The sequence below is a fragment of the Roseburia hominis genome (assembly GCA_040702975.1).
In the GTDB taxonomy this organism is placed as follows: Bacteria; Bacillota; Clostridia; order Lachnospirales; family Lachnospiraceae; genus Allocoprococcus; species Allocoprococcus hominis_A.
On record CP159990.1, the window covers coordinates 609,277 to 633,151 of the forward strand.

Sequence of the window (23,875 nt, forward strand, 5' to 3'; positions counted from 1 at the left end):
ATAATGCAGATTACAGATGTGCGTGTGCGGAAAGTCGCAAAAGAAGGAAAATTAAAGGCAGTGGTATCCATAACGATGGACGAGGAGTTTGTGGTACACGATATTAAGGTGATCGAGGGCGAGAAAGGTCTTTTCATTGCTATGCCGAGCAAGAAGGCAATGGATGGGGAGTATCGGGATATTGCTCATCCGATTAATTCCGGGACCAGGGAGCGGATTCAGAGGATTATTCTGGAGAGGTATGAGAAGGCGCTTTTGGAGGAGCCGGAAGAGGAATAGATGGGAAATGAGAACCAGGTGGGAGCGATCCTGCCTGGTTTTTTTATTTGCCAAGCATACCTGAGTGAACGTCCGGTGGACGTTCATCTCGGTACTGGAGGGACGCCGTCGCCCTGAATGATTGTCTTTCGGCACTCGCTCTCGGGAAAATGTAGTTGCAATCTGGGGGAAAGGGTTATATGATTAGGAAGAAAAATTTAGGACTTGGGAGAGTGTATGATGGAAGTGCGGGAGAGAAATAAGCGGATTTTGATGTGTGTGTTGGGGGTTTTGGTGTGCGGGATTAGTGTGGGGTTTTTTAAGTGCTCGGTGTTTGGGGTGGACCCGTTTCAGACTTTTATGGGAGGGCTGGACGCTGTGGCTCCGATACAGTTTGGGACGCTTTATGTGATCGCGAATCTGATGCTGCTTAGTTTTTCGTTTTTGGCGGACAGGCATTATGTGGGGCTGGCTACGTTTGTGAATTTGTTTCTTTTGGGGTATGTGGTGCAGTATTCGCAGGCGTTCGTGAACTGGGCGTTTCCGAATCCGGGGCTTTTGCTTCGAGTGGTGTTTCTGGCTATCGGGGTCGTGGTGATGTGTCTGGCGTCGGGACGATTATTACGGCGTTTTGTATGGGGCCGTTGATTGAATTTTTTAATGTGCATGTGGCGCAGCCGTTTTTGTATGGAAAAAATAATTTTATGAGAGGAGGTACTAGTTTAGGGAATCAGCGCGTTGGTTGTATAAGAGAAAATATCTTTGAATAATTATTTGTATATTGTGAAATGATATAATGGGGAAGTATTTAGAGAAAAAATCGTTAAATAACAAAAGTTAGATTGACCAATTTGAAAAGAAAAAGTATAATAGTAGTATCTTTTATCCAAAGGAGCGTGGCGCGTATGTTGACCAAAATAGTAGTTGAAAATTTTAAGTCGTTTGATAAGCAGACAGAATTGACGATGGTATCATCTTCAAAAATACGTGCAAAATCAGATCATAGGGTAAAGATCGGAAGTAATACCAGACTGTTAAAGCATGCTGCTATTTATGGTGCAAATGCTTCCGGTAAAAGTAATTTGGTTGATTTTTTTCGCTTTTTTAAATCAACATTAGAAGAAGGCCTGCCGGTATGGGGAGCGAAATATTTTTGCCGTAACGATAAAGAGAATGAAAAAAGGGATAGTATTTTTGAAATACAAATGGAAATTGACGGCAAATTCTATGCGTATGGTTTTTCTGCAACTCTTGCTGATTGTCGGATGACAGGGGAATGGCTTTATGAACTGTATCAAAACGGTGGATCAAAATGTATCTTTGAGAGAGAAGAAAGAGCAAAACCGTTGCTTGATTCTTCCATTACATTATCAAAAGAGGAATATAATCGATTTGAAACATATGCTTCGGATTTTGAGGATAATATAGCTGGTTTGTTTTTGGCAGAGATGAACCATGGGAAGAAGATTTTGGAAAATTCTAATCTTCAGGTATTTAAGAAAGTATTTAATTGGTTGAAGAGCCATATTGTTATTATTACTCCGAATTCCAGAGTGACTGATTTCAAATACTATTATGAAAATGATTCGTTGACATTGATTAATGATTTGATTTCTACGTTTGATACGGGCGTATCGAATGTGCGAATTGAAGAAATTGATTTGAATGATTTGTCAAAGATGTTACCCCGGCCTATTTTAGATGATATAATGGAAAATGTTAAGAAAAATTTGACGGAAACCGGTCAAAAGTCCTTTCACGTGTCTGGTAGATCTGATACGACATTTTTTAATATTGAATCCAATGGAAATGGGGAGCCTAAAATTACCACAATTAAGCTAAGGCATGGAAAGTCATTGTATGATTTTGATTTTGAAGATGAATCTGAGGGTACAAGACGTCTATTTGATTTGATGGATATGCTTCTTGTGAAGGAAGATGATGTTGTCTATATCGTGGATGAGTTGGAGAGAAGTTTGCATCCGAAACTTACAGAGCGTTTTCTGAAATTGTTTAGTGAAAGACATAAGGATCATGGGGTTCAGTTGATTTTTACAACGCATGAAGCTTCAATCATGGATCAGGAGTTATTCCGCAGGGATGAAATCTGGTTTATAGAGAGGAGCGAGGAGAATAATAGCAAGATTTATTCACTTGACCGCTTTAAGGAGCGTTACGATAAAAAATTGAGCAAGGCATATTTGGAAGGGCGGTATGGAGCGATACCTGTTTTTAGCAGATTTGAGTTTAGAAAGGGGGTATAGTTATGGCCCCTATCCGTACATATACTGATTGGAATAAAAGACCATCTGATGCCGAGGAGCAAAAAGAGCCCTTTCGAAAGTATTTTTTCATTTGTGAAGGTTCAAATACGGAAGTGTGGTATTTCCGCAAGCTTATTGATATGAGGAAGAAGTTGGAGATTCATCCGTTAATTGATATTAGATTGATGGAGAAGACAGAAGAGGATGCGCATCTTTCTAATCCTAAAGCGTTGATTGAATTTGCAGAGATGAAGAAAGGGATTGTGAAAAATAAGTTTGATAGCAAGCACGATAAGATGGTTGTTGTTTTTGATGCTGATATATATAAAAACAAGCCGGATAAATTCAAAGAGGTTTATGAAATGGGGCAGAAGAATCATATTCTGGCTATTACAAATCCGAGCTTTGAATTGTTCTTGCTATTACATTATGAAGGGGCTTATGAAGAACTCATATTGCCAAATCGTGACGAGATATTGGAAAATAGAAAGGTTGGTAAGCGTAGGTATATTACTGCGCTTTTTACAAATAAGAGCGAAATGAATCCTAAAGAGAATCCAGCGATCGGAGAATTGGCTGCGAATATACATACAGCAATTGAGCAAGAAGGAAAACTGAATCAGGATGCTGAAAATGCGCTGGGGAACCTTACGAGTAATATTGGAAAGATTATTCAGGGAATTATAGATGATGAGGGCAAATAGTGGTGGTGTTATAGGTGATTAGAGTAATGGATTATAAGTTTATTCGATAAAGAAGCGAGTGAAAGTTGCGAAAGTGGAAGAAAAATGGTATTCTTTTATAAAGTAATTTTTTGCCGCGACGGACGAGTTGCCGGAAAGCCCGGTAATGATTGTGTAGAGGAAGCAGTGTTTTCGAGGAGAGGCAGAATTTTGCGAAAATTCAGGAGGTAAGATCAGAATGGAAAAAGAATTTGATGTAATCGCGCTGGGAGAGTTATTGATTGATTTTACGATGAACGGAAAGAGCGGACAGGGAAACAACCTGTTTGAAGCGAATCCGGGCGGGGCGCCGTGTAACGTTCTTGCTATCTTGCAGAAGCTGGGTAAGAAGACTGCATTTATCGGTAAGGTAGGAAATGACCAGTTCGGACGGCTTTTGCGGGAAACCATCGAGGAGGCAGGAATCAATTCAGAGAACCTTCTTGTAGATGAAGAGATTAATACAACACTTGCATTTGTACATACATTCCCGGATGGAGATAGAGAATTTTCGTTTTACCGGAAACCGGGAGCGGATATGATGCTGAAAAAAGAGGAAATCAGTGAAGAGGCCATCAAGAAGGCGAAGATTTTCCATTTTGGTACATTATCCATGACGCATGAGGATGTGCGGGAGGCAACCTTGAAGGCAGTAGAGCTTGCGAAGAAGAACGGCCTTTTGATTTCTCTTGATCCGAACCTCAGACCGCCGCTCTGGAGCTCTATGGATCTGGCGAAGGAGCAGATGTTATCGGCGATGGAGCACTGTGATATTCTGAAGATCTCTGATAATGAGATTCAGTTCATCAGCGGCGTGGAGGATTATGACGAGGGAATTCAGATTATCCGTGATAAATTCCACATTCCGCTGGTATGCCTTACCATGGGTAAGGACGGAAGCCGTGCATATTACAAAGATCTGCGCGTGGAGGTTCCGGGATTCGCACAGGAGCATGTGGTGGACACGACAGGAGCAGGAGATACCTTCTGCGGAAGCGTGCTGAATTATGTGCTGGAGCATGGAATTGAGGATCTGAGTGAGGAGAATCTGAAGGAAATGCTGACATTTGCAAATGCGGGTGCTTCGCTTATCACTACCAAGAAGGGCGCGATTCGGTCTATGCCGGAGAAGGCGGATATCGAGGCAATGTTAAAGTAAGGATATTAAGATAAAAAGGGCTATTACCTGACTTGAGAGATGGTCAGGTAATGTCAGGAAATCGTATTCCACAGAGACAGCCGCGTCACGGAATGTGTGCACAGTAATTATTGCCGTTGTTTCTGGCTGGGATTAATCTACGAAGTCCTTAATACGTGAGAGAATCCCCGGGGCGTATCACATGGGTACATGAGAGGCTCCGGGGGTTATTAGGAGATACTATATTAATTATTGATGCAAATACTCTGTTATCTTTTCGGCAATTCCTTCGCTGTCGAGATGATAGTAGTGCAGTAATTCTCGGTAATCGCCGCAGGTGATGGCATATGCATTCGGTAATCCCAACCTTCTTACTATAACTCCCTGTTCTTCGCTTAACAATTCAGTTACAATACTTCCGAGGCCACCGTTTTGGTAATGTTCCTCGACAGTGATGACTTTGCCCGTTTTACGGGCGGAGTTGAGAATCAATTCTTTATCCAACGGCCACACGGTAGGCATGCCGATTAATTCAACGGAAATACCTTCCTTCGTCAATTGATGGACTGCCTGAATGGCATCGGCTGTTGTTGAGCCGGTGGAGATTACCGTTACATCTGTACCCTTGGCAAGAATTTCTCCCTCACCAATGACGAACGGTTTTTCGTCAAAGATTTCTTCGATTTTAGGATTCCCTATTCTCATATAGACAGGACCGTTGTGCTCCAACATAGCCTTTGCGGCCGTCCTGATTTCCATCGGATCCTGTGGTGCAAGGATGGTCATGCCCGGGATTATACGCATGATTGCATAGTCGTCGAGACTCTGATGTGTGGCACCCAAATCGGAATAGGTAATGCCGCAGTTTCTTCCGACAATTTTTACGTTTTGCTTCATATAACCAAGGTCATTTCTGACCATCTCAAACGGACGGGCCGTCACAAAGGGAGCAATCGCACAGAAGACAGGAATCTTTCCGGCTGTAGCCATACCTGCTGCCATTCCAACAACACCTTGCTCCATAATACCGCATTCGAAGTAACGTTCGGGAAATAGCTTTGCAAAATTTCCAAAACCGGAACTTTTTCCGCTGTCAGCAGAAAAAACGACAACATCTGGATTTGTTTTTGCAAGTTCTGTAACGGCATTTCCAAATTCTTTTCTGGGATCTAATATTTCACCTTTCATTTATTCTACCACCTCCAGCTGTTGTTCTATCTGTGCAATAACCTCATCAAGTTCGGCTTCCGCACGTTGTATAAGTTCTTCGGTTGCATTCCAGAAATGATAGTTCACATTATTTTCGCCAAAAGAAAGTCCTTTTGCTTTTGTTGTTTTACAGAGGATAGCGATGGGCTTGCCTCCATTATAAGGAAGAGAATCCAGGGTATCCAGGATCTCATTCATATTGTTACCGTTTATGGTGACCACATGCCATCCAAAAGTTCTGAACTTATCATCAATAGGCTCCATATTCATGACGTCTGTGACATTTCCGCTAATCTGCAATCCATTATTATCAATGAAGATTATCAGATTATCCAGCTTAAATTTAGCCGCTGCAGCTGCTGCCTCCCAGTTGGACCCTTCCGGTAACTCCCCGTCACCGGTGATCGCATATACACTGTAATTTAGTTTGTCCAGTTTGGCGGCCATGGCCATTCCTGCGGCGATGGAAAGCCCGTGCCCAAGAGCACCGGTATTTGCCTCCACCCCGGGCAGTTTATGCATATCAGGATGTCCGGGAATATGTGAGCCTAGCGCTCCATAGGTATCTAGAACAGATTTGTCGAAATATCCCTTTTCGGCGAGAACCGCATATTGAGCAAGACATTTATGCCCCGCTGACAGTAAAAATCTATCTCGATCCGATGCATCCTTCTTCTCGGGGGATACATTCATAATATCAAAATAGAGTGCAGCGACGATATCGATTGCCGACAGGGCGCCGCCAACATGTCCGTGACCACCGGCACGTACCATTCGAAAGACATTTTTTCTGGATTTTGCAGCAGCCAGTTCTGCACGTAAAATTCTTGTTTTATCAGCCATTTTCTATACCTCCTCAGTGCCGCGGATCTGCTTGATGTTCCAGGAGACTGCGTAGCTTGAGATTATGATTAAATTCATCCCATGTAAGGCCACATTCGCCCAGTCTTCTGGGATTTTGTACGCCTTTTTTCTCGTCGGCATGGTAATCGGATCCTCCGGATATGATGGATAATCTATCGGCATACTGTAACTTGATTTCACGTTCAATCTCTTTTGCACTTTGTGTGCCGTCATAGCTTGTTTTCTCATAGGTATAGCATGCCTCAATGCCGTCCAGCCCCCAGTGAATCAGACGGTCAATATAATCATGACGAGAGATTCTTCCCTCCGGGAGAAAGATAGGGTCGTTTACAAGATAAGGATGTGCCATGATTGCAATTCCGCCACAACGGTGTACCTCCGATATGACGAACAAAGGATCCGGTTTGCGACGCAGGGACTGGAAAGCGGGATTGTTCTTTACCATGAGCTTTGCTTTGCTCCAGTCCTCCGCGTAGCCTTTGCGTGCCATCAATTCAAAGATCATCTTTTTCTGAATCTGGTTCTCATCAATCGGATGTCCGTTGTTATCCAGAACTTCTTTCCAGCTAAGTGGCATGCCGGCGCTGGTTAAGGCAGCAGTAAGGCGATGATAACTTTCTACTTTTGCGCGGATTACATCTTGCTCAAGTTTTGTGAAGAAAGGATCCGACCAGTCGCATCCGAAGCAGACAAGATGGCAGTCCTCCGCAGTGGTCTCACAAGATATTTCAATGCCTCTTAAGACGGTGACTCCTTTATTGCGCGCGTATTGTTCCACCGGTATTATCTCGAGTGTGTCATCAATCATAATGGTTTCGGGTGGCCGCACATCATGATCAGTGATAGCGATTACTTTCATGCCCAATTCGGCGGCATGGTCAATCAGCATCAGCGGGGTATCCGCTCCGTCGGAGCGAGTCGTATGGCAATGCAGGTCTACAGGATAATTGGGAGTGTAAGCATGGTCATTCATCGGATTAATTCCTGTCCTTTCTGAAAATTTCCATATGTGTCTTTGCTGCATTCTCGATATGATTGGAAAGGTATTTGTCAAAGTCAAGGGGATCGATTTTGGTCGGATTGATCTTAAAATACTCTTTCGCATTATCGAGATAAGCATGTTTGAGAGCGGTTGAAACATTTACCTTCGATGCACCTGATCTGATCAGTCGACGGAAGGTTTCTTCTGAAAGACCTGTGCCGCCGTGAATCACAATAGGAGTATCAATCTCCCGTGCAAGCTGCTCCACCAGATTAAAATCAATATGTGGGACGCCTTTATAAACGCCATGTGCAGTGCCAATAGAGGGTGCAAAAGCATCGATGTCGGCTGTCCGGACGAATTCTAATGATTCCGATAATGATGCTCCTGACGCATTCTCGCTGTCAACCTGAATATCATCCTCAACACCGCTTATGCGTCCGAGTTCACCCTCAACACAGACATTTTTTGCGTGTGCGTAGGCAGCGATTTCTTTGCAGTTTGCTATATTTTCTTCAAAAGGAAGAGCTGAGCCGTCATACATAATGGCGTCCCATCCGTCGTCAATACATCTTTTTGCAAGAGACAGATCCCGGCAGTGATCCAAATGAATCAATACATTTACGGGAGCTTCCTTCTTGACTTGTTTTAACATAGCTCCGAGGGATTCTACGCCGAGCTGTTTAATGGTGGTTACCGATGTCTGAAGGATAACAGGAGTATCTAAAGAGACAGCGGCTTTTACGACAGCTCTGGCGGACAATTCATTAAAGATGTTGAATGCGCCAACGGCATAGGAGTGTTGCTTTGCATAAATTAATTCTTCTGAAAATGTTCTCTTACTCATATGTATACCTCCTTTTTTAATGAGGTAGTGTCAAAAACTACCTGTTTTTTTGTTCCAAAATCTTATAAAAACCTTGATTTTTAGGGAAATCTGCAATAAAAAGAGCATTGACCTCCCTTTTTCGTGTATAATGTCATCGACCAAAACAACACTCACGAAAGGAGCCAATGCTCATGGACATTATACAATACTTACTCTCTGTAATTCAATATCTTTACCAACAAAACTGCTGGCTGATTCACTTTATCTGCAAATATATCCCCCTCAAGCAGTGGGCCTTTGATGATTCTCATTCTCCTAAATACCAGAAGTTCAAAACTGATGAGCTTCCCAAAATGCAGATCCATCAAAATGACTGGGACTGGCAGCTCCTGATTCCCTACTTTGATCACAAGTATCACGAAAAGATCAGACCTATTGCACGCCGCAAGGAATGCGATATCCCTGAGGACCTCATATGTCCCTGCTGTCATGCTCCCCAGCCCTTCCTCTACCGCAACAACGGTAAAAAGGGGCAGATTAAATGCAAGGTCTGCAACACCACTTTTTCTCCTGATGAGAACCGTTTCTCTAAACAATACACCCTTCGCTGCCCTCACTGCGGCAACGCTCTGGCACATAAGAAAGAACGCAAGCACTTTATCATCCATAAATGCGTCAACCCGAAATGCCCTTACTATCTTCATAACCTGAAGAAAGTCGATAAAGAACATCTCGAAAAAGATTATGGCAAGAACGAATACAAGCTCCATTATATCTACCGTGAATTCACGATAGATTTCTTTAAGATGGACTTAAACTCTCTCCCCAGGAATGCTTCCTCCCTCAGGTTCAGCAAGTTCGACTCCCATGTCATGTCCCTGTGTCTGACACTTCACGTGAACCTCAGCCTTTCCCTCAGAAAGACCTCGCAGGCTCTCAAAGACCTGTATAACATCCAGATCTCCCACCAGCAGATCGCCAACTACTGCAAGACAGCCGCCATCTGTATCAAACCTTTTGTAGACAACTACGATTATGATGCCGGTGATACCTTTACCGCTGATGAGACCTACATCAAAATCCGCGGGATCAAGACCTATATCTGGTTCATCATGGACGCCGCCAAACGTTCCATTATCGGCTACCAGGTGTCTGATAACCGTGGTGTCGGCCCCTGCATCATGGCGATGCGCATGGCCTTCCGCCACTTGAAAGAACTTCCCAAAAACTTCCGTTTTATTGCTGATGGTTACAGTGCCTATCCCTTAGCGGCACAGCAGTTCTTCCATGAATTCGGTGATGCTTTTAAATTCAACATCACTCAGGTGATTGGACTTACCAACGACGATGCTGTTTCCAAAGAGTTCCGGCCATTCAAACAGATGATCGAGCGGCTCAACCGCACATACAAAGCATCCTACCGGAAAACAAACGGATTTGACAACATCGACGGTGCCAACTATGACCTGGCTTTATGGGTTGCTTATTATAACTTTCTCCGTCCTCACAAGCACAACAACTATCATGTACTTAACGAAGTGGATATGCTGAAAGGCACGGACAATATGCCGGGAAAATGGCAGCTCCTGATCTTCCTCGGTCAGCAGACAATCCTGAATCTACAAAAATCGGGAACTGCATAAACGGAGCGGAACTGTTGTCAGGTGAACCGTGGAATAATGGGGCAGGGGCCCCGTTATGCCGCGAAAGTCACTTGACATAAGGTTCTCGGATTATCCTGTACAGCAGAAAAGGGGGCAAGTGCGCCCTTTTCCTGCCTTCCGGCGAGGACGGGTTCGGGCAGAGCCCGAAAATGGGTCAAAGGGCTGGCTCCTTGCTGGTTCTTAGGGCAGAGCCCTGAGCCTTCGGAGGACTTATTGTGTGATATATTTGCAATTTTCAAGGTTCACTTGAGCCTGTTTTTTTCGGCTCGTTTTTTCATAGATTACTTGACACTACCTTTAATGAAAAGCGGATGCGGCTTTTTAACATCCTCTTTCTCTCAATACTAAAATTATTTGTTTATTTTGCCCCGTTAGCGGCGTTCATAAAGCGGCGCTGATAGGAGACAACCTGGTTCGCGCTGGAGAATCGTGCCAGATAATTCGGTTCTGCGGTGAGGACAACACGCCCTGCCATATCTCCGTATTCCTTGGAGGAGAGTAGACGGTCGATATCATAGTAGTTCCAGTCTCCTTCCATACTACAGATGATGAGGCGGGTATCATCCATATTGGTTTGACGGAGCAGGCGCAGATTGTGGCGGATGCCGTCGAGACCGTCATTTCCCTCTGCATTGTTGTAATTGCGTTGCGCAATCAATGTCTCTGCAGCGTGCATCACGTCGAGCAGATCCATATTTTCTTCACCGGCGCAGTAGTAATCCTTGCTAACCATAAATTTCCGAAGATCTTCCAGATATTTCTTGCTTCCGGTTGCCTTGTAGAGGTTAAGGAACTGCTGCATTTCCTGTGTCTGCATCAGGCGGTGGCGGATAAAGCTGTTAATGAAGTAAGGACGTGCCTGCAATGCCAATGCGGACTGCGCAGGCTCGAACATTAATGTGAAGTTTACTCTATACCCGTGCTCATGCAGCATCAGTGCCAGATTGTGGCCCCGGAATGCATCCGCGGTAGATACATTGTTGTAACGGCGGTCCAGTTTTTTATCGCCGGTGAGAAGCTGCCCGACATTGTCCTTATTTACGGGACCGGTGTGCGGAACTTTGATGACAACCCGGTATTCGGAGAGCATCTCTTTGAATTTCGCCGCTTCCTCGAGGATTTCTGCGTCACTTTTTCCGAAAGGATCGTTCAGCTCGACACTGATGTCGCAGCCCGGGCCCAGAATCCGCCCGATTTCTGCCATCACCTCATCGCGATCCTTGAACTTGTTGCCCACATTTGCTTTCGGGTTGTTGATGAACAGGTCATAAATGATGCCCGGATTGCAGGTCAGGTTTGCCAGCATCCTGGAAACCGGAGCAACCTCATACGGGTTCGCACTGTCAGCGGAAAACAGAAGATTGGTAGGGCGTTTCCGGCCATTTTTGTCATAAGAAATATTTCTTTTCAAATTGACTCTCAGGACGCGGTCGGCATTCACTTCCATTTGAATCTCGAAACCAGCTGGTGTCTCCCCTGCGGGAACTTTAAAATAGTCGATGACGTTCTTGAATTCCTGTGTCACACCGATGTAATCTGCCATTCCGGAAATGGACTTGAACTCTTCTATGGAGAGTCCCTGCTCCAGGATCCGTGCTACATATTCTTCCTCACCACGGACTGCTGGAAGATTTAAGTTTCTGATTTTTGATTGAATTAACATGGTAAAGCCTCCCTTTGTATATAGCTGTATAACTTGTATATACAGATTATACATGCGGAATATATCCGTGTCAATATTTTTGTTGAATTTTTTTATGCTTTCAATTAGAATATAAAGAAAATAATACTAGTGAGGTAACAGCGTGATGAATGAAGATATAGCAACAGAGAAAGAAGTACTGTTAAATAGAAGAAACGCCACGACTCTTTCGGAACAGCTGAAGGATATCATATATGACAAGATTAGAACCGGAGAATGGAAAGCGAATGAAATGATTCCGTCCGAAAATAAATTGAGCGAGATGTATGGAATCAGCCGTATGACGGCCAGAGGCGTCATCACCCAGTTTGTGTCACAGGGAATTCTGCACCGGATTCCCGGGAAAGGGACATTTGTAAGTGATACAAAGCTGGAGGTGTCTACCTTTGAATATTCCGGTGTTCGGGGACAGTTGGAGGAACAGGGACACAGTGTCAGGACAAAACTGATTTCTTGCGAGAAGATGAGGGCTGATGATTTCGTGTCAGGCAAGCTCGGTATTCGAATGGGCGAGGAGCATTATGTGATTAAGAGGGTGCGCTATGCAAACGAAATACCGATCAGTTTTCATGAATCCTATGTTCCGGTAAAGCTCTGCCCTGATTTGGAGGAGAACGATTTGGAGAACGGATTATTGTGCAGGATTATGCGCGCCAACTATCACCTGAATAGGAGCAGAATGGTCGAGACGCTGGAATCCTATTCGGCTGACAGGGAGAAAGCAAAATATCTGGATATCAAGCCGGGCTTTTCCTTAATTCTGCTACAGGATAAGTTGTTTACTGCCGAAAATGTGCTGTATGAGTATTCCAGGGTTTTTTTCCGGGGGGATAAGATTAAAATAAGTATTGAGTATAGGGATTAGTATACAAGAAACTAAAATATGACAATGAATGGTAATGGGTTGAAACGATTTATATGAGTGATGAAATTTGGTTGTAATAACTAACAAGTGGAGAGGAAATAGTTCTCCACTTGTTTCAATTTTACTTTCAGCGGAGCTGGTATGGTTTATGTGGTAGTGCATTTGTAGGAGGCATTAAATGAAAAATCTAAAAGGTTATCATTTATAGGTCAAGAACACCGGTTTAATGGTGGTCTTGATCAATAGAAATCGTCCCTTCATGAAAACTAATGGTATCGGAACTGGCACTGATCGTAGCCACGTTATAGTAGCAATCTTTTGTCGCCACATACTGATAGGAGAGCTCTTTTCCATAAAATTCAAATATCTCTTTCTTTAATTCTCCATCTACAATATTGACAACCGCTACATGCCGGGCACCTGAATATAGAGTCACCGTAAAATGGAGTTTGTCTCCTTTTTTCAGTCTCCATCCCCGTTTGTCATCCGTTGTAAATACGGCCATTGCATTGTTCGTACAAATAATTTCGGGTGTGATAAAATGTTCTTCCTTCTGGGTAGTAGAAAAGACATCTACGGAATAAGGGATATGTCCGCCTTCTTCTACCGTTTTGACGACTTCATTTTCTTCAAGTTCTATTTCCTGTGCCAAGTGTTCTTCCAATGCCACTTTGATGTCTTCGTTTTCTATAAGTCCCACTTCTTGCCCGAATAGTTCTTCCAGTTCTGCTTGGGTGAGTACATAATCGCCGGATACGTGATGGATTTCCTGCCCCACCATGCCTCTGGTGGAATCATCAATTTTTACTGCACCTCCCGTTTCCCACAGTTCCCAGTAAACCTGAGCCATCACGGAAGAAGAAATCAGCAGGGCCGCAGCTATGGCAATAATCAGTATCTTTTTTGCACTGATTTTTCTTTGACGATGAGGCGGTTTGCGGTTGATTCTTTCGAAAACCATCCTTTTTGTGATGTCTGACGTATACGTATCAATAAGGTCTTCTTCATAATTGCCATTTTGCAAAACATCAATGCATTCATCTTCTGCCATATCAAATATAGAATAATAATTCATAGCGACTCTCCTTTCTTCAATAATTCTCTCAAATGCGTTTTTCCTCTTCTCATATGTGTTTTCACTGTAGATTCGGGAATCTTTTCTTCCTCAGCAATTTCTTTTATGGATTTACACTGGTAATAATATTTAATCAAGACTCTTTGTTCTGACCGCTTTAAGTGTCTGATACAACTGATTACCCATTCTTTGGTAAGGAACTTCTCTATTTCATTGTCTTCATTGTCCCAAATTTCATCCGTGAGAGGAAGCGTTTGTTTATAGGAGTGCAATTTACTTTTTGCGGCATTTATGGCTATGCTTGCTAAGTAATTTTTTAAATCCGCGTAGGTATCCATGTCTATTTTATCTATATTCTTCCATAGCAGAAAAAAGGTATCGTTTATCACATCCTGGATATCCTCTTTTTCCACTATTCCACCAAGTATTTTTAGTACAATTACTGCAACATACCGGTTATATTTATCTATTAACGATTCAAATGCGTTTTGATTGCCTTGACGGATTTTTTCTATGATGATGCGGTCATTCATTCTACCCCTCCTCTTTTTAGCCTGTATTTAAAAGGTATTTGTTTATATATACTGGTTTTATGTGTGAAAAGTTTCAAAAAAATTTTAGAAAAAAATATATTTAGTGAAACTTTTTAGCAAGCTAAAGCGTATATAATTAATATACAGTAAATATTAAGAATGGAGGAATTAATTATGAAAACCGTAAAAAGTTGGTCGGGAAGCACAAGTGGGCGCTATATTTCTGGATATGCTGCCGAAACAGGACACCATAAAGGGTTAATCCGTAATGCTTCTTCTTATGCAATTACAGTGACAGGAGCTGTGTTTGATTTTGAATAAATCTGAAATTTGAATGTTATAGGGTTATTATAGAGCCGGTCAGCTTTTTCCCGAAACGGTTTAATAACTCGGTAAATAGAGAATAAACGAGTAAACTGTAAAAGAAGGTGTTGCCGTTCAAAATTCCCGGCAGCACCTTATCTTTATCAATCCCTCATAAATTCATCAATCACATACAGAACCCCGTCCTCGTCATTGGACCGGGTGATAAAATCCGCCCGCTCCCTCACGAGTGGCTGAGCGTTCTCCATGGCGACGCCCAGTCCTGCACATTCAATCATCGTGATATCATTATAGCCGTCTCCGCAGCAGATCATTTCGTCGGAGGTAAGCCCGATGCTGTTAAGAAGCCGCAAAAGAGAGTGGGCCTTATCGATCTTCTGCGGCATGATCTCCAGGAAAAAGGGGTCGGAACAGTAAATGTTCAGGTATCCGTGGAAACGAGTGTGCAGTACCTCTTTTACCATAGCGATTTCATGAGGCTCACCGGTGAGCAGAAATTTATTGTTTGGCTGCCGGCTTACTGCCTCACGGAAATTCCCGGAATTTGAGATCTGCATAGCATTGATGCGGGATTCCAGTTCCGTGTATTCATTCGGTTTAAATGCCGAGTACAGGAGGTCATCTCCGTAGGCAAGCATATCTACGGGATAGTGGGAGGCGATTTCATAAATAGGGAGAAGCACTTCTTTGGGAAGTGTTCGGTTATAAATGATCTTGCCTGAGCGGCAATCTGTGATTCGTGCTCCGTTAAAAGAAAGAATATAGCTTCCATAGCGTTCTAAATGAAGCTCCCTCGCCAGCGGCAATACGCCGCGGGTCGGACGACCTGAAGCCAGCACCACCTTTTTGCCTGCTTCCTGAATCTCGATCAGAGCCTTCAGGGTAGGAGGAGTGATCTTTTTTTCTGAATTAGTTAAGGTCCCATCTAGATCAAGAACCAAAATCTGGTATTTCATGAGTTTACCTCGTCCTCAGTCCCTGCTTATCGCAGAGACATATTCTTCAAACATTCCACAATCGCAGGAAACTTCATGCCATTCGAAGCTTTCACCAGAATCGTGTCCCCTTTTCGAACCACATTTTTAATCTTATCCAGAAAATCATCGCGGGTCTCAAAATAAAGAACAGCGCTGTCTTTAGCCAATGCCTTTGCGCCCTCATAAGCATCTTTAGATAAGTCTCCAATACAGCAGATCACATCAATACCTTTTTGCGCGGCGTAGGCCCCTGTGTTGTAGTGCAACTCCCGCTCCTTGGGCCCCAGCTCGAACATGTCACCCATAACGGCAACGGTGCGCCCCAGGCCATAGGCAAGCACGTCCAGAGAGCTTTTCATGGAGACCGGGTTCGCGTTATAGCAGTCGTCGATAATCAGGAAAGAGTCCGTCTCGATCAGATTGGTCCTACCGGCGATGGTCTTCATGGTTTCGATGCCACGGGTGATTTCTTCGGCAGTGAGGCCAAGTGCCGCCCCGCAGCAGGCGCCCGCAAGGGCGTTGTAGATCATATGATTTCCGGGGACAGGGATATGTACCTGCAGATCCATATCAGCAAGGTGCAGAGTACAGGAAGTTCCCTTAAGTCCCAGATTCTGAATCTGATCCGCGTAGGCGCAGTGCTGGTCGGACATGCCAAAGAAGATTGGCTTTTTTCCCTGGACCTCGGTGATGGTGGACAGCTTGTCGTCATCTCCGTTCAGGATCACAGATGCGCCGGGCTTTAAGTGTTCAAATACTTCGGTCTTTGCCTGTAAGATGCCGTCCCGGCTTCCCAGGTTCTCCACATGTGCCAGGCCGATGTTGGTGATTACGCATATGTCGGGCTGGCTCATAGATGCGAGGTGATGCATCTCGCCAAAATGGTCGATTCCCATTTCCAGAACGGCAACCTCATGTTCCTCGCGGATATTGAAAATAGTGAGGGGAAGGCCAATCTCGTTGTTGTAGTTGCCCTCCGTTTTCAGGACATGATACTTCTGTGACAGGACAGAAGCGATCATCTCCTTTGTGCTGGTTTTTCCCACACTTCCGGTAATTCCAACGACCTTGATATCAAGGGAATTTCTATAAAATGCGGCCAGCCTTTGCAGCGCCTTCTCGCAGGAAGCGACCCGGATATAGGGATAGTCCGTTTCGCCTAAGTCTTCCTGGGACAGTGTCGCAAGCGCACCTTTTTCCATCACCTGAGGAATAAAGGTATGGCCGTCGACTCTGGCACCTTTGATCGGTACGAATAAAAAACCGGCTCCCGCTTTACGGCTGTCAATCGCAACTCCTGTAATCTCCTGATCTAACAGGCTGTTGTCGCCACAGTATGTACCCTGACATGCTGCGACGATGTTTAATAATGTCATATTTTTCATGAGCGGTACCTTGCTTCCATAGATTTTTCGATAATCAGCTCACATAATTCGCCATACTCGATTCCGGCAGCGGCAGCCTCCTTCGGAAGCAGGCTGGCAGCGGTCATGCCGGGAAGGGTGTTGACCTCGAGACAGTAGATATTTCCCTCATCGTCCAGAAGGAAATCCGCACGGGAATAGACATTCAGCTTTAATGCGCGGAATGCATGTTCCGTAGCCTTTCTCATGCGGGCAGAAATCTCATCAGGAATATTTGCCGGGCAGATCTCTTCCGTACAGCCGGCCTGATATTTGTTGGCGTAGTCAAAAAATCCGCTCTTCGGAATGATCTCAATGACAGGAAGTGCCTTCCCATCGATAATTCCGCAGGCAAATTCGCGGCCTTTGATATATTTTTCAATGATGACACAGGTCTCGGTCTTGAAGGATTCACGGATAGCATTCTGATATTCCTCCTGGGTATGGCAGATATAGACGCCGATACTGGAGCCACCGCAGCAGGGCTTTACAACGACCGGCAGGGAAAGCCCGAATTCGGAGAGCGGCTTATCCTTGGATTTCTTATATAACCAGGTGCCCTCCGGAGTCGGGATATGGTTCTTCTGGAAAATCTGTTTGGTCACGCTTTTGTCCATGGCCAGTGCATTTCCCAGAGAATCCGGGCCGGTGTAGCGGATTCCCAGAATGTCAAAGGCGGCCTGGAGCCGTCCGTCTTCGCCGACGCCTCCGTGGAGGCCGAGAAAGGCGATGTCTGCCATGCGGCAAAGCTCGATGACATTTGGCCCGAGAAAACAATCTGACTGGTCCGCACGGGACGCTTTTACAGCCGCAAGATCCGGCTCGGTCGTTTTGATTCCCTCTGCGATCGAAAGGTTGCCGTCCGGCATCTCGAACACGTCTTCCAGATTCTCAGGGGCATCGGGAAGTCCCAGAAATACGTCCAGAAGGACAGCTTTGTGCCCACGTTCTCTTAAAGTACGGCAGATTCCTGCGCCCGAAGTTAAGGAAACGTCCCGCTCCGTGCTCAGCCCGCCGGCTAAAACGATAATCTTCATTTTAAAAATCCTCCTAATCTGTCTTGCTCATCTCATCCAACAATGATTTCTTTACTTCATACAATTTTTCGGATAAATCAATATATACCTGATGCGGATAGAAAAGACGTTTTGTCTCGTCCCAAAGGGTGTCTTTTTCCTTGGTGCAGTAAGCGGCGATCTCTTTTACGCTGGGCGACTGGTATACGCACTCTCCATTTATAAAAATCGGCTGCATCATCTCGCGCACGGTGTAGGTGCCGCCCTTCATCTTGGTCTTTTTCCAGGTCTCGATCGGATCAAAGAGCAGCAGATCCTCTTCCGGATTCAGTACCTCGTCGGCGAAACAGATCAGATCGGCCTTGACTTTGCCGTTTTCTTTTTCATAAATACGGTAAATGGTCTTGTTGCCAGGGTTGGTGATCTTCTCTGTATTTTCAGACAGCTTGATTTTTGGGACAAATTCTCCATTTGCATCCTGGACTGCGGCCAGTTTGTATACGCCGCCGAATGCAGGACAGTCTTTGGAGGTGATCAGGTTCGTGCCCACGCCCCAGGAATCGATGGCTGCGCCCTGCATCTGCAGGTCATGGATCAGGTATTCGTCCAGATCATTGGAGGCGCAGATGATCGCGTCGGTATGTCCCGCCGCATCTAGCATCTTACGCGCCTTCTTGGAAAGGTATGCCAGGTCCCCGCTGTCCAGCCTGATGCCGAGTTTTCTTGGACTTACGCCCTTTGCCTTCATCTCATCAAATACGCGGATGGCGTTCGGAACGCCGGATTTCAGGGTATCATAGGTATCGACAAGCAGCGTGCAGCCCTCCGGATATAAGTCCGCATAGGCTTTAAACGCAGTATATTCATCCGGGAAGCTCATGATCCAGCTATGGGCGTGCGTTCCCATCACCGGGACGTCAAATAACTGTCCGGCCAGCACATTGGAGGTTCCCACGCACCCTGCGATCATAGCTGCTCTGGCGCCGTAAAGGCCTGCGTCCGGTCCCTGCGCGCGTCTAAGACCAAATTCCATGACTCCGCCGCCATTCGCCGCGTAAACGACTCTGGACGCTTTGGTGGCGATCAGGGACTGGTGGTTGATAATATTTAAAATAGCGGTCTCCACAAGCTGCGCTTCCATGATCGGCGCGATGACCTTAAGAAGCGGTTCCCGCGGAAAGACGACGCTTCCTTCCGGAATGGCGTAAATACTTCCGGTAAAATGATATCCGCTCAAATACTGAAGAAAATCTTCGGAGAAGATACCAAGTCCCCGCAGATAGTCCACATCATCATAACTGAAATTCAGGTTCTTGATATATTCGATTACCTGATCTAAGCCCGCGGCGATGGAATAGCCGGAACCGCAGGGGTTGGACCGGAAAAAAACGTCGAAGATTACGACTTCATTCTCCTGCTTTTCAAAATAACCCTGCATCATAGTCAGCTCATACAGGTCCGTTAAAAGTGTAAGATTTCTGTTAAAGGTATTCATAATACATCCTCTTTTCTTTTGCCGAGATATTATACCAGCTCAGCATTTTTCTTGATTGTCTCCAGAATCAGATTCTGGCAGTACTGCCCTAAGTGTTTGCGCGTCTCTTTGTCCAGTTCTTTTGGATAGATAGGTTTCCCATATTCCAGAACCACATGCGTCTTTTTGATGAACGGCAGATGATTTTCAAAAATCTCGGCGGTATTATTCATGCTGATCGGAATAATAGCGCAACCGGACTTCTCCGCAATCTTCAGGGCGCCGTCTTTAAATGGCAGCATGGTAAGCTCTTCGCCGGTGTTACGTGTCCCCTCGGGGAAAATGCAGATCGAAATTCCCTTTTTCACATAATCGATGGCGGTGAGTATGGTCTTAAGACCTTCTCTCATATCTTTTCTATCGAGGAAAAGGCAGTACAGATAACGCATCCAGTTGGAAAGGAGAGGATAACGTTCCATCTCTTTCTTTGCTACATATCCGGTCAGGCGCCTGCAGCGGGAATATGTCAGCAGAATATCAAAATAGCTCCGGTGATTTCCAATGAACAGGACCGGTTCGTCGGGGACATTCTCCTCGCCAATGACCGTCACCTTCACGCCGGTAATCTTGAGAATGACCTTAAACGCCCACTGCACGATGCGCAGGGAGCTTAAGTCCTTCTTCCCGGGGCTTATAAGGCCGATGATCCATTCGATGAACAGAACAGGAATGGACAGGATAAGAAATGAAAATAAAAATAGTGCGACTAAGATAATACGTATCATATGTCAGATCCTCCGTAAAATGATATCGTTGCCATTTGGATTTATTATACTCTGCGGGGAATGAAAGTGCAAGAAAGTTCATACGATATTGTAAGGCAGGTGATCTTATAACATGAAGCAGACAGGTTTTGTGCTGGCAGCAGTTATTTTAGCAGTGCTTCTTTCGGGGTGCAGTGTGCAGAAAAAGCAGAAGGAGGGAAGAAAGCCCATAGAATACACCATCATCGAGGACGATGAAGTGCCGGAAGGATTTCAGAACATGATTGAGGAAGAGAGCCATACTTTGATGTGTCTGACCTGGGAGGACGAGGACGGCATATATATTGCCAGGGGCTATGGCGAACAGGAAACCAGTGGATATAGCATTGAGGTCAAAGAATGTTCGATGCAGGAAGGGATTATTTACATACATACATCTTTGATTGGACCGGCAAAAGACGAAAAGATCAGCGATACACCCACATGCCCCTATATCGTTTTGAGGGTGCAGGAAAAAGAGAAGGACGTCGTGTTTGAATGATACCACCAAAATAAGGAGGCAATAAAAATGGAGTTAATTAAGAAACGGATTCGGACTAATCGATTAGGGAAAACGGTGACCAGCCAGTTCATGGTCGACGACGATTTTAATGTGCCGGATACGAAAAGTGACGTGGGACGGATTATTTCCGACCAGGGAAGTGTACGGATTGAAGAAGTGAAGAGGGTAGAAAATTATCTGAGGATTACGGGAAAGCTGTATTTTAAGATCCTTTATGTCACGGACGGGGAGGCCATCCTTGCCTCCATGGACGGGAAGCTGCCATTTGAAGAAATGGTCTATCTGGAAGAAGAGGAGACGGGGGAGCCGGTGGCGTCGGTGACCCGGGTGGAACTGGCTTCTTCTCTGATTCATTCCAGAAAACTGGGGATCCGCGCTATGATCGAGCTTTCGGTTCACACGGAGTTGAGGGCGGATGAGGAAGTGACGGTGGACATCGAAGACGCCGAAAATCTCTATAAGAAGAAACTTCCGATCGAGCTGCTGCAGCTTCACACGTCAAAACGAGACGTTTACCGCATCAAAGAAGAGGTGACGATCCCGGGAACCAAGGAAAATATCGGGACCATTCTTTGGACAGAGGTGAGTATGAGCCGTCTGGATACCAAGCTGGTGCAGGATGCGATGCTGCTGACCGGGGAATTACAGGTGTTCTGTTTTTATGCATCACAGGATGAGAAAACCGACTGGGTGTGGCAAAGCGTCCCGTTTGAAGGGCGAATCGAGTGTATGGGAGCAGATGAGACACTGTATCATCACGTCTATGACAATCTGGTCGACGCGATCGTGGAGCCACGGATGGACGGGGACGGTGAGATGCGGACACTGGGAATCGAGGCGAGCCTGGAAATGCGTATCCTGATTTATGAGGAAGAGAAGACAGAGCTTTTGGAAGACGCCTATTCCCTTCGCGAAGAGTGCCTGCCTGAAAAGAAGGATGCGCAATACGAAGAACTGATCATGCAGAATCATTCCAAATATAAATTAAATGAGAAACTCAGCCTCCCGGAGCTGAAAGAGGAAATCCTTCAGATCTGCCATAGCGGGGGAAGTATTCAGGTGGAACATATGGAGGTGGTCCCTGAAGGAATTCAGATCGAAGGCGTGCTGCATATTCATTTCCTGTATGTGAAGGCAAATGATTCGGTTCCCTTCGATATGTGGCAGGGGCTCGTGCCGTTTTCCTACTTATTAGAATGTCAGGGGGCCTGCCCGCAGATGTGCTACGATATCACATACAGTCTGGAGCAGCTCGCCATAGATTTAACGGGGAACGATGAGGTGGAAATGAAGGCCCATCTTGCGTTCCGGAGTTTTCTTCGGTGTCCGGTGAAGACGAATGTGATAACGGATCTGAAATTCCGGCCGTTTGACAGCCAGGAGATGGGAAAACGCCCCGGAATCATAGGATATGTTGTAAAAGACGGAGATGATTTGTGGAGTTTGGCGAAAAGATATTATACGACAAAAGAGGGAATTATGGAAATTAACGAAATGTCGTCGGAAGAGCTGAAAATGGGGGATAAACTCTTGATTTTGAAGGAAAATATGAGTATACTATAAGTATAATGTATACAAGATACATAATACAAGAAACATAGAACATATGCGGCCTGCCTGCTGAGTGGATTTTGATATGTTCTGAGGGTACATTTCCGACAAAGAAGAGGAGCGATTCTGATGGAAAAATTGGAGCTGAAAGCACTGGGGAAGATTAATCTGGGTCTGGACGTACTTGGGAGACGTGAGAACGGATACCATGATGTACGTATGGTAATGCAGACATTGTATCTGTATGATAATGTGACTTTGATCAAAAAGTCCCAGCCGGGTATTGAGGTCGAAACCAATCTGCATTTCCTGCCCAAGGATGAAAATAATATTGCCTGGAAAGCGGCGCAGCTATTGATGGAGGAATTTCAGATCCGGGACGGAATCAAAATTATTCTGGATAAGCATATTCCGGTAGCTGCCGGAATGGCAGGCGGAAGTTCCAATGCGGCGGCGGTGCTGTATGGAATGAATCGGATGTTCTCTTTGGGGCTTTCCGAGAAGGAATTGATGAACCGTGGGGTGAAGCTGGGAGCAGACGTTCCGTATTGTATCATGCGTGGTACGGTGCTGGCGGAAGGGATCGGCGAACAGCTTACCGCGCTGCCGCCTTTGCCAAGGTGTCAGATTCTGATCGCGAAGCCGCCGATCAGCGTGTCGACGAAGATGGTCTATGACAAGCTGGATTCCAAGGAGATTACGGAGCATCCGGATATTGACGGGATTCTGGAAGGACTGGCACAGAAAGATATCCGGATGGTCGCTGCATCGATGGGGAATGTGCTGGAGAAGGTGACGATCGAAGCGTATCCGGTCATTGCAAGGATTAAGGAGAGCATGATGCACTCCGGTGCTATGGGCGCCATGATGAGTGGAAGCGGGCCGACCGTGTTCGGGCTTTTTGAGGACAGGCGGTCAGCGAGGAAAGCAGCGGAGCAGATAAAAAGTAAGGGCCTTGCAAAGCAGGTATACATTGCAGGAGTGCATAATGTGAAACGGGAGTACAAAAGGAGATAAGAAATGGAAGCAAATTTTCAGTTAAACATGAACGAGTATTTACCACTTAGAGATGTCGTGTTCAATACCCTGCGGCAGGCAATTCTGCGTGGGGAGTTAAAGCCGGGTGAGAGACTGATGGAGATTCAGCTTGCCAATAAGCTGGGCGTGAGCAGAACCCCGATCCGCGAGGCGATCAGGAAGCTGGAACTGGAAGGTCTGGTGCTGATGATTCCCAGGCGGGGCGCTGAGGTGGCGGAGATTACGGAAAAGAACCTGATGGACGTGCTTGAGGTGAGAAAGGCGTTGGAGGAACTGGCGGCGGAGCTTGCCTGCGAGCGGATCAGCAAGGAGCAGATCGGCGAACTTAAGGTGGCGGCAAAGGAATTTGAGGAGACACTGAAAAGCGAGGATATCACGAGGATTGCCGAGGCTGATGTGCGGTTTCACGATATCATCTTCTATGCGACGGATAATCAGAGACTGATTACGCTTCTGAATAACCTGCGGGAGCAGATGTACCGCTTCAGGATTGAGTATCTGAAGCATAAGGAATATTATGGACAGCTTATTATGGAGCATGAGAAGATTATTGAATTAATTGAGAAGAAGGAGAAGGAACAGGTTTGTGAGGTGATGGGGAAACATATTGATAATCAGTGTTATCGGGTGGCGGATTTTATTCGGGAGAGGAGATAAGTTT

Annotated in this window: 24 protein-coding genes; 12 read left to right on the plus strand and 12 right to left on the minus strand. The window is 45.4% G+C overall.

Annotation, left to right across the window (positions count from 1 at the left end):
• Positions 1-3 precede the first annotated feature (3 nt).
• The 5 genes from spoVG (at position 4) to ABXS75_02715 (ending at position 4,403) form a co-directional block, all read left to right on the plus strand.
• Entirely contained in the window at positions 4-279 is a 276-nt protein-coding gene (gene spoVG, locus ABXS75_02695; protein XCP85725.1) for a septation regulator SpoVG, read from the plus strand.
• Positions 280-495: 216 nt separating this feature from the next.
• Positions 496-906, plus strand: coding sequence for a hypothetical protein (locus tag ABXS75_02700; protein ID XCP85726.1), 411 nt, complete (start codon positions 496-498; stop codon positions 904-906).
• A gap of 257 nt (positions 907-1,163) precedes the next feature.
• Complete coding sequence (locus tag ABXS75_02705; GenBank protein ID XCP85727.1) at positions 1,164-2,522, plus strand: AAA family ATPase; 1,359 nt, start codon at positions 1,164-1,166, stop codon at positions 2,520-2,522.
• 2 nt (positions 2,523-2,524) lie between these two features.
• The gene (locus ABXS75_02710) at positions 2,525-3,226 is read left to right on the plus strand and encodes an RloB family protein (protein XCP85728.1); all 702 of its coding nucleotides are present in this window, start codon (positions 2,525-2,527) and stop codon (positions 3,224-3,226) included.
• Positions 3,227-3,443: 217 nt separating this feature from the next.
• Positions 3,444-4,403: a carbohydrate kinase gene (locus ABXS75_02715; protein XCP85729.1), complete on the plus strand. Its 960-nt coding sequence runs from the start codon at positions 3,444-3,446 to the stop codon at positions 4,401-4,403.
• Between the two features lie 228 nt (positions 4,404-4,631).
• On the opposite strand, the gene ABXS75_02720 is transcribed toward ABXS75_02715, so the two are convergent.
• The 4 genes from ABXS75_02720 to ABXS75_02735 are packed head-to-tail and all read right to left on the minus strand — an operon-like array spanning position 4,632 to position 8,284.
• Positions 4,632-5,570 (minus strand): transketolase C-terminal domain-containing protein, encoded by a 939-nt coding sequence (locus tag ABXS75_02720; protein ID XCP85730.1) that lies wholly within the window; start codon positions 5,568-5,570, stop codon positions 4,632-4,634.
• The gene (locus ABXS75_02725; GenBank protein ID XCP85731.1) at positions 5,571-6,434 is read right to left on the minus strand and encodes a transketolase; all 864 of its coding nucleotides are present in this window, start codon (positions 6,432-6,434) and stop codon (positions 5,571-5,573) included.
• Between the two features lie 13 nt (positions 6,435-6,447).
• Positions 6,448-7,479, minus strand: a complete 1,032-nt coding sequence (locus ABXS75_02730; GenBank protein ID XCP85732.1) for a PHP domain-containing protein — start codon at positions 7,477-7,479, stop codon at positions 6,448-6,450.
• On the minus strand, positions 7,433-8,284 hold the full coding sequence (locus ABXS75_02735; GenBank protein ID XCP85733.1) for a class II fructose-bisphosphate aldolase: 852 nt from the start codon (positions 8,282-8,284) through the stop codon (positions 7,433-7,435). Before ABXS75_02735 ends, ABXS75_02730 begins: the two co-directional genes overlap by 47 nt.
• Before the next feature lie 173 nt (positions 8,285-8,457).
• Between ABXS75_02735 and ABXS75_02740 the strand changes: the two genes are divergently transcribed.
• Entirely contained in the window at positions 8,458-9,909 is a 1,452-nt protein-coding gene (locus ABXS75_02740) for a DDE-type integrase/transposase/recombinase (protein ID XCP85734.1), read from the plus strand.
• 379 nt (positions 9,910-10,288) lie between these two features.
• On the opposite strand, the gene ABXS75_02745 is transcribed toward ABXS75_02740, so the two are convergent.
• Positions 10,289-11,593, minus strand: coding sequence for a transaldolase family protein (locus ABXS75_02745; GenBank protein XCP85735.1), 1,305 nt, complete (start codon positions 11,591-11,593; stop codon positions 10,289-10,291).
• Positions 11,594-11,738: 145 nt separating this feature from the next.
• On the opposite strand from ABXS75_02745, the gene ABXS75_02750 reads away from it, so the two are divergent.
• Positions 11,739-12,497 carry a GntR family transcriptional regulator gene (locus ABXS75_02750; GenBank protein ID XCP85736.1) on the plus strand — a complete coding sequence of 253 codons (759 nt, stop codon included), beginning with the start codon at positions 11,739-11,741 and terminating at the stop codon, positions 12,495-12,497.
• Positions 12,498-12,720: 223 nt separating this feature from the next.
• Here ABXS75_02750 and ABXS75_02755 read toward each other — a convergent pair whose 3' ends face one another.
• Together ABXS75_02755 and ABXS75_02760 are read right to left on the minus strand one after the other, a co-directional pair.
• Positions 12,721-13,572, minus strand: a complete 852-nt coding sequence (locus ABXS75_02755; GenBank protein XCP85737.1) for a hypothetical protein — start codon at positions 13,570-13,572, stop codon at positions 12,721-12,723.
• Positions 13,569-14,105 (minus strand): RNA polymerase sigma factor, encoded by a 537-nt coding sequence (locus tag ABXS75_02760; GenBank protein ID XCP85738.1) that lies wholly within the window; start codon positions 14,103-14,105, stop codon positions 13,569-13,571. The genes ABXS75_02755 and ABXS75_02760 overlap by 4 nt, the downstream gene beginning before the upstream one ends.
• Positions 14,106-14,279: 174 nt before the next feature.
• Between ABXS75_02760 and ABXS75_02765 the strand changes: the two genes are divergently transcribed.
• On the plus strand, positions 14,280-14,426 hold the full coding sequence (locus ABXS75_02765) for a hypothetical protein (protein XCP85739.1): 147 nt from the start codon (positions 14,280-14,282) through the stop codon (positions 14,424-14,426).
• Positions 14,427-14,572: 146 nt separating this feature from the next.
• Here the strand turns inward: ABXS75_02765 and ABXS75_02770 are convergent, their stop codons facing one another.
• The 5 genes from ABXS75_02770 to ABXS75_02790 are packed head-to-tail and all read right to left on the minus strand — an operon-like array spanning position 14,573 to position 20,084.
• Positions 14,573-15,385 (minus strand): Cof-type HAD-IIB family hydrolase, encoded by an 813-nt coding sequence (locus ABXS75_02770; GenBank protein ID XCP85740.1) that lies wholly within the window; start codon positions 15,383-15,385, stop codon positions 14,573-14,575.
• A gap of 26 nt (positions 15,386-15,411) precedes the next feature.
• Positions 15,412-16,791, minus strand: coding sequence for a UDP-N-acetylmuramoyl-tripeptide--D-alanyl-D-alanine ligase (murF, locus tag ABXS75_02775; protein ID XCP85741.1), 1,380 nt, complete (start codon positions 16,789-16,791; stop codon positions 15,412-15,414).
• Positions 16,788-17,846 (minus strand): D-alanine--D-alanine ligase, encoded by a 1,059-nt coding sequence (locus ABXS75_02780; GenBank protein XCP85742.1) that lies wholly within the window; start codon positions 17,844-17,846, stop codon positions 16,788-16,790. The genes murF and ABXS75_02780 overlap by 4 nt, the downstream gene beginning before the upstream one ends.
• A 13-nt stretch (positions 17,847-17,859) precedes the next feature.
• Positions 17,860-19,320 carry a nicotinate phosphoribosyltransferase gene (locus ABXS75_02785; GenBank protein XCP85743.1) on the minus strand — a complete coding sequence of 487 codons (1,461 nt, stop codon included), beginning with the start codon at positions 19,318-19,320 and terminating at the stop codon, positions 17,860-17,862.
• Between the two features lie 29 nt (positions 19,321-19,349).
• Positions 19,350-20,084: a lysophospholipid acyltransferase family protein gene (locus tag ABXS75_02790; protein XCP85744.1), complete on the minus strand. Its 735-nt coding sequence runs from the start codon at positions 20,082-20,084 to the stop codon at positions 19,350-19,352.
• 112 nt (positions 20,085-20,196) lie between these two features.
• On the opposite strand from ABXS75_02790, the gene ABXS75_02795 reads away from it, so the two are divergent.
• The 4 genes from ABXS75_02795 (at position 20,197) to ABXS75_02810 (ending at position 23,871) form a co-directional block, all read left to right on the plus strand.
• A complete protein-coding gene (locus ABXS75_02795; GenBank protein ID XCP85745.1) occupies positions 20,197-20,604 on the plus strand; it encodes a protease complex subunit PrcB family protein in 408 nt (135 codons plus the stop codon).
• A 27-nt stretch (positions 20,605-20,631) separates the two neighbouring features.
• The gene (locus ABXS75_02800) at positions 20,632-22,188 is read left to right on the plus strand and encodes an SPOCS domain-containing protein (GenBank protein XCP85746.1); all 1,557 of its coding nucleotides are present in this window, start codon (positions 20,632-20,634) and stop codon (positions 22,186-22,188) included.
• A gap of 117 nt (positions 22,189-22,305) precedes the next feature.
• Positions 22,306-23,193, plus strand: coding sequence for a 4-(cytidine 5'-diphospho)-2-C-methyl-D-erythritol kinase (gene ispE / locus ABXS75_02805; protein XCP85747.1), 888 nt, complete (start codon positions 22,306-22,308; stop codon positions 23,191-23,193).
• 3 nt (positions 23,194-23,196) lie between these two features.
• Positions 23,197-23,871 carry a GntR family transcriptional regulator gene (locus ABXS75_02810; protein XCP85748.1) on the plus strand — a complete coding sequence of 225 codons (675 nt, stop codon included), beginning with the start codon at positions 23,197-23,199 and terminating at the stop codon, positions 23,869-23,871.
• The last annotated feature ends 4 nt before the right edge of the window (positions 23,872-23,875 follow it).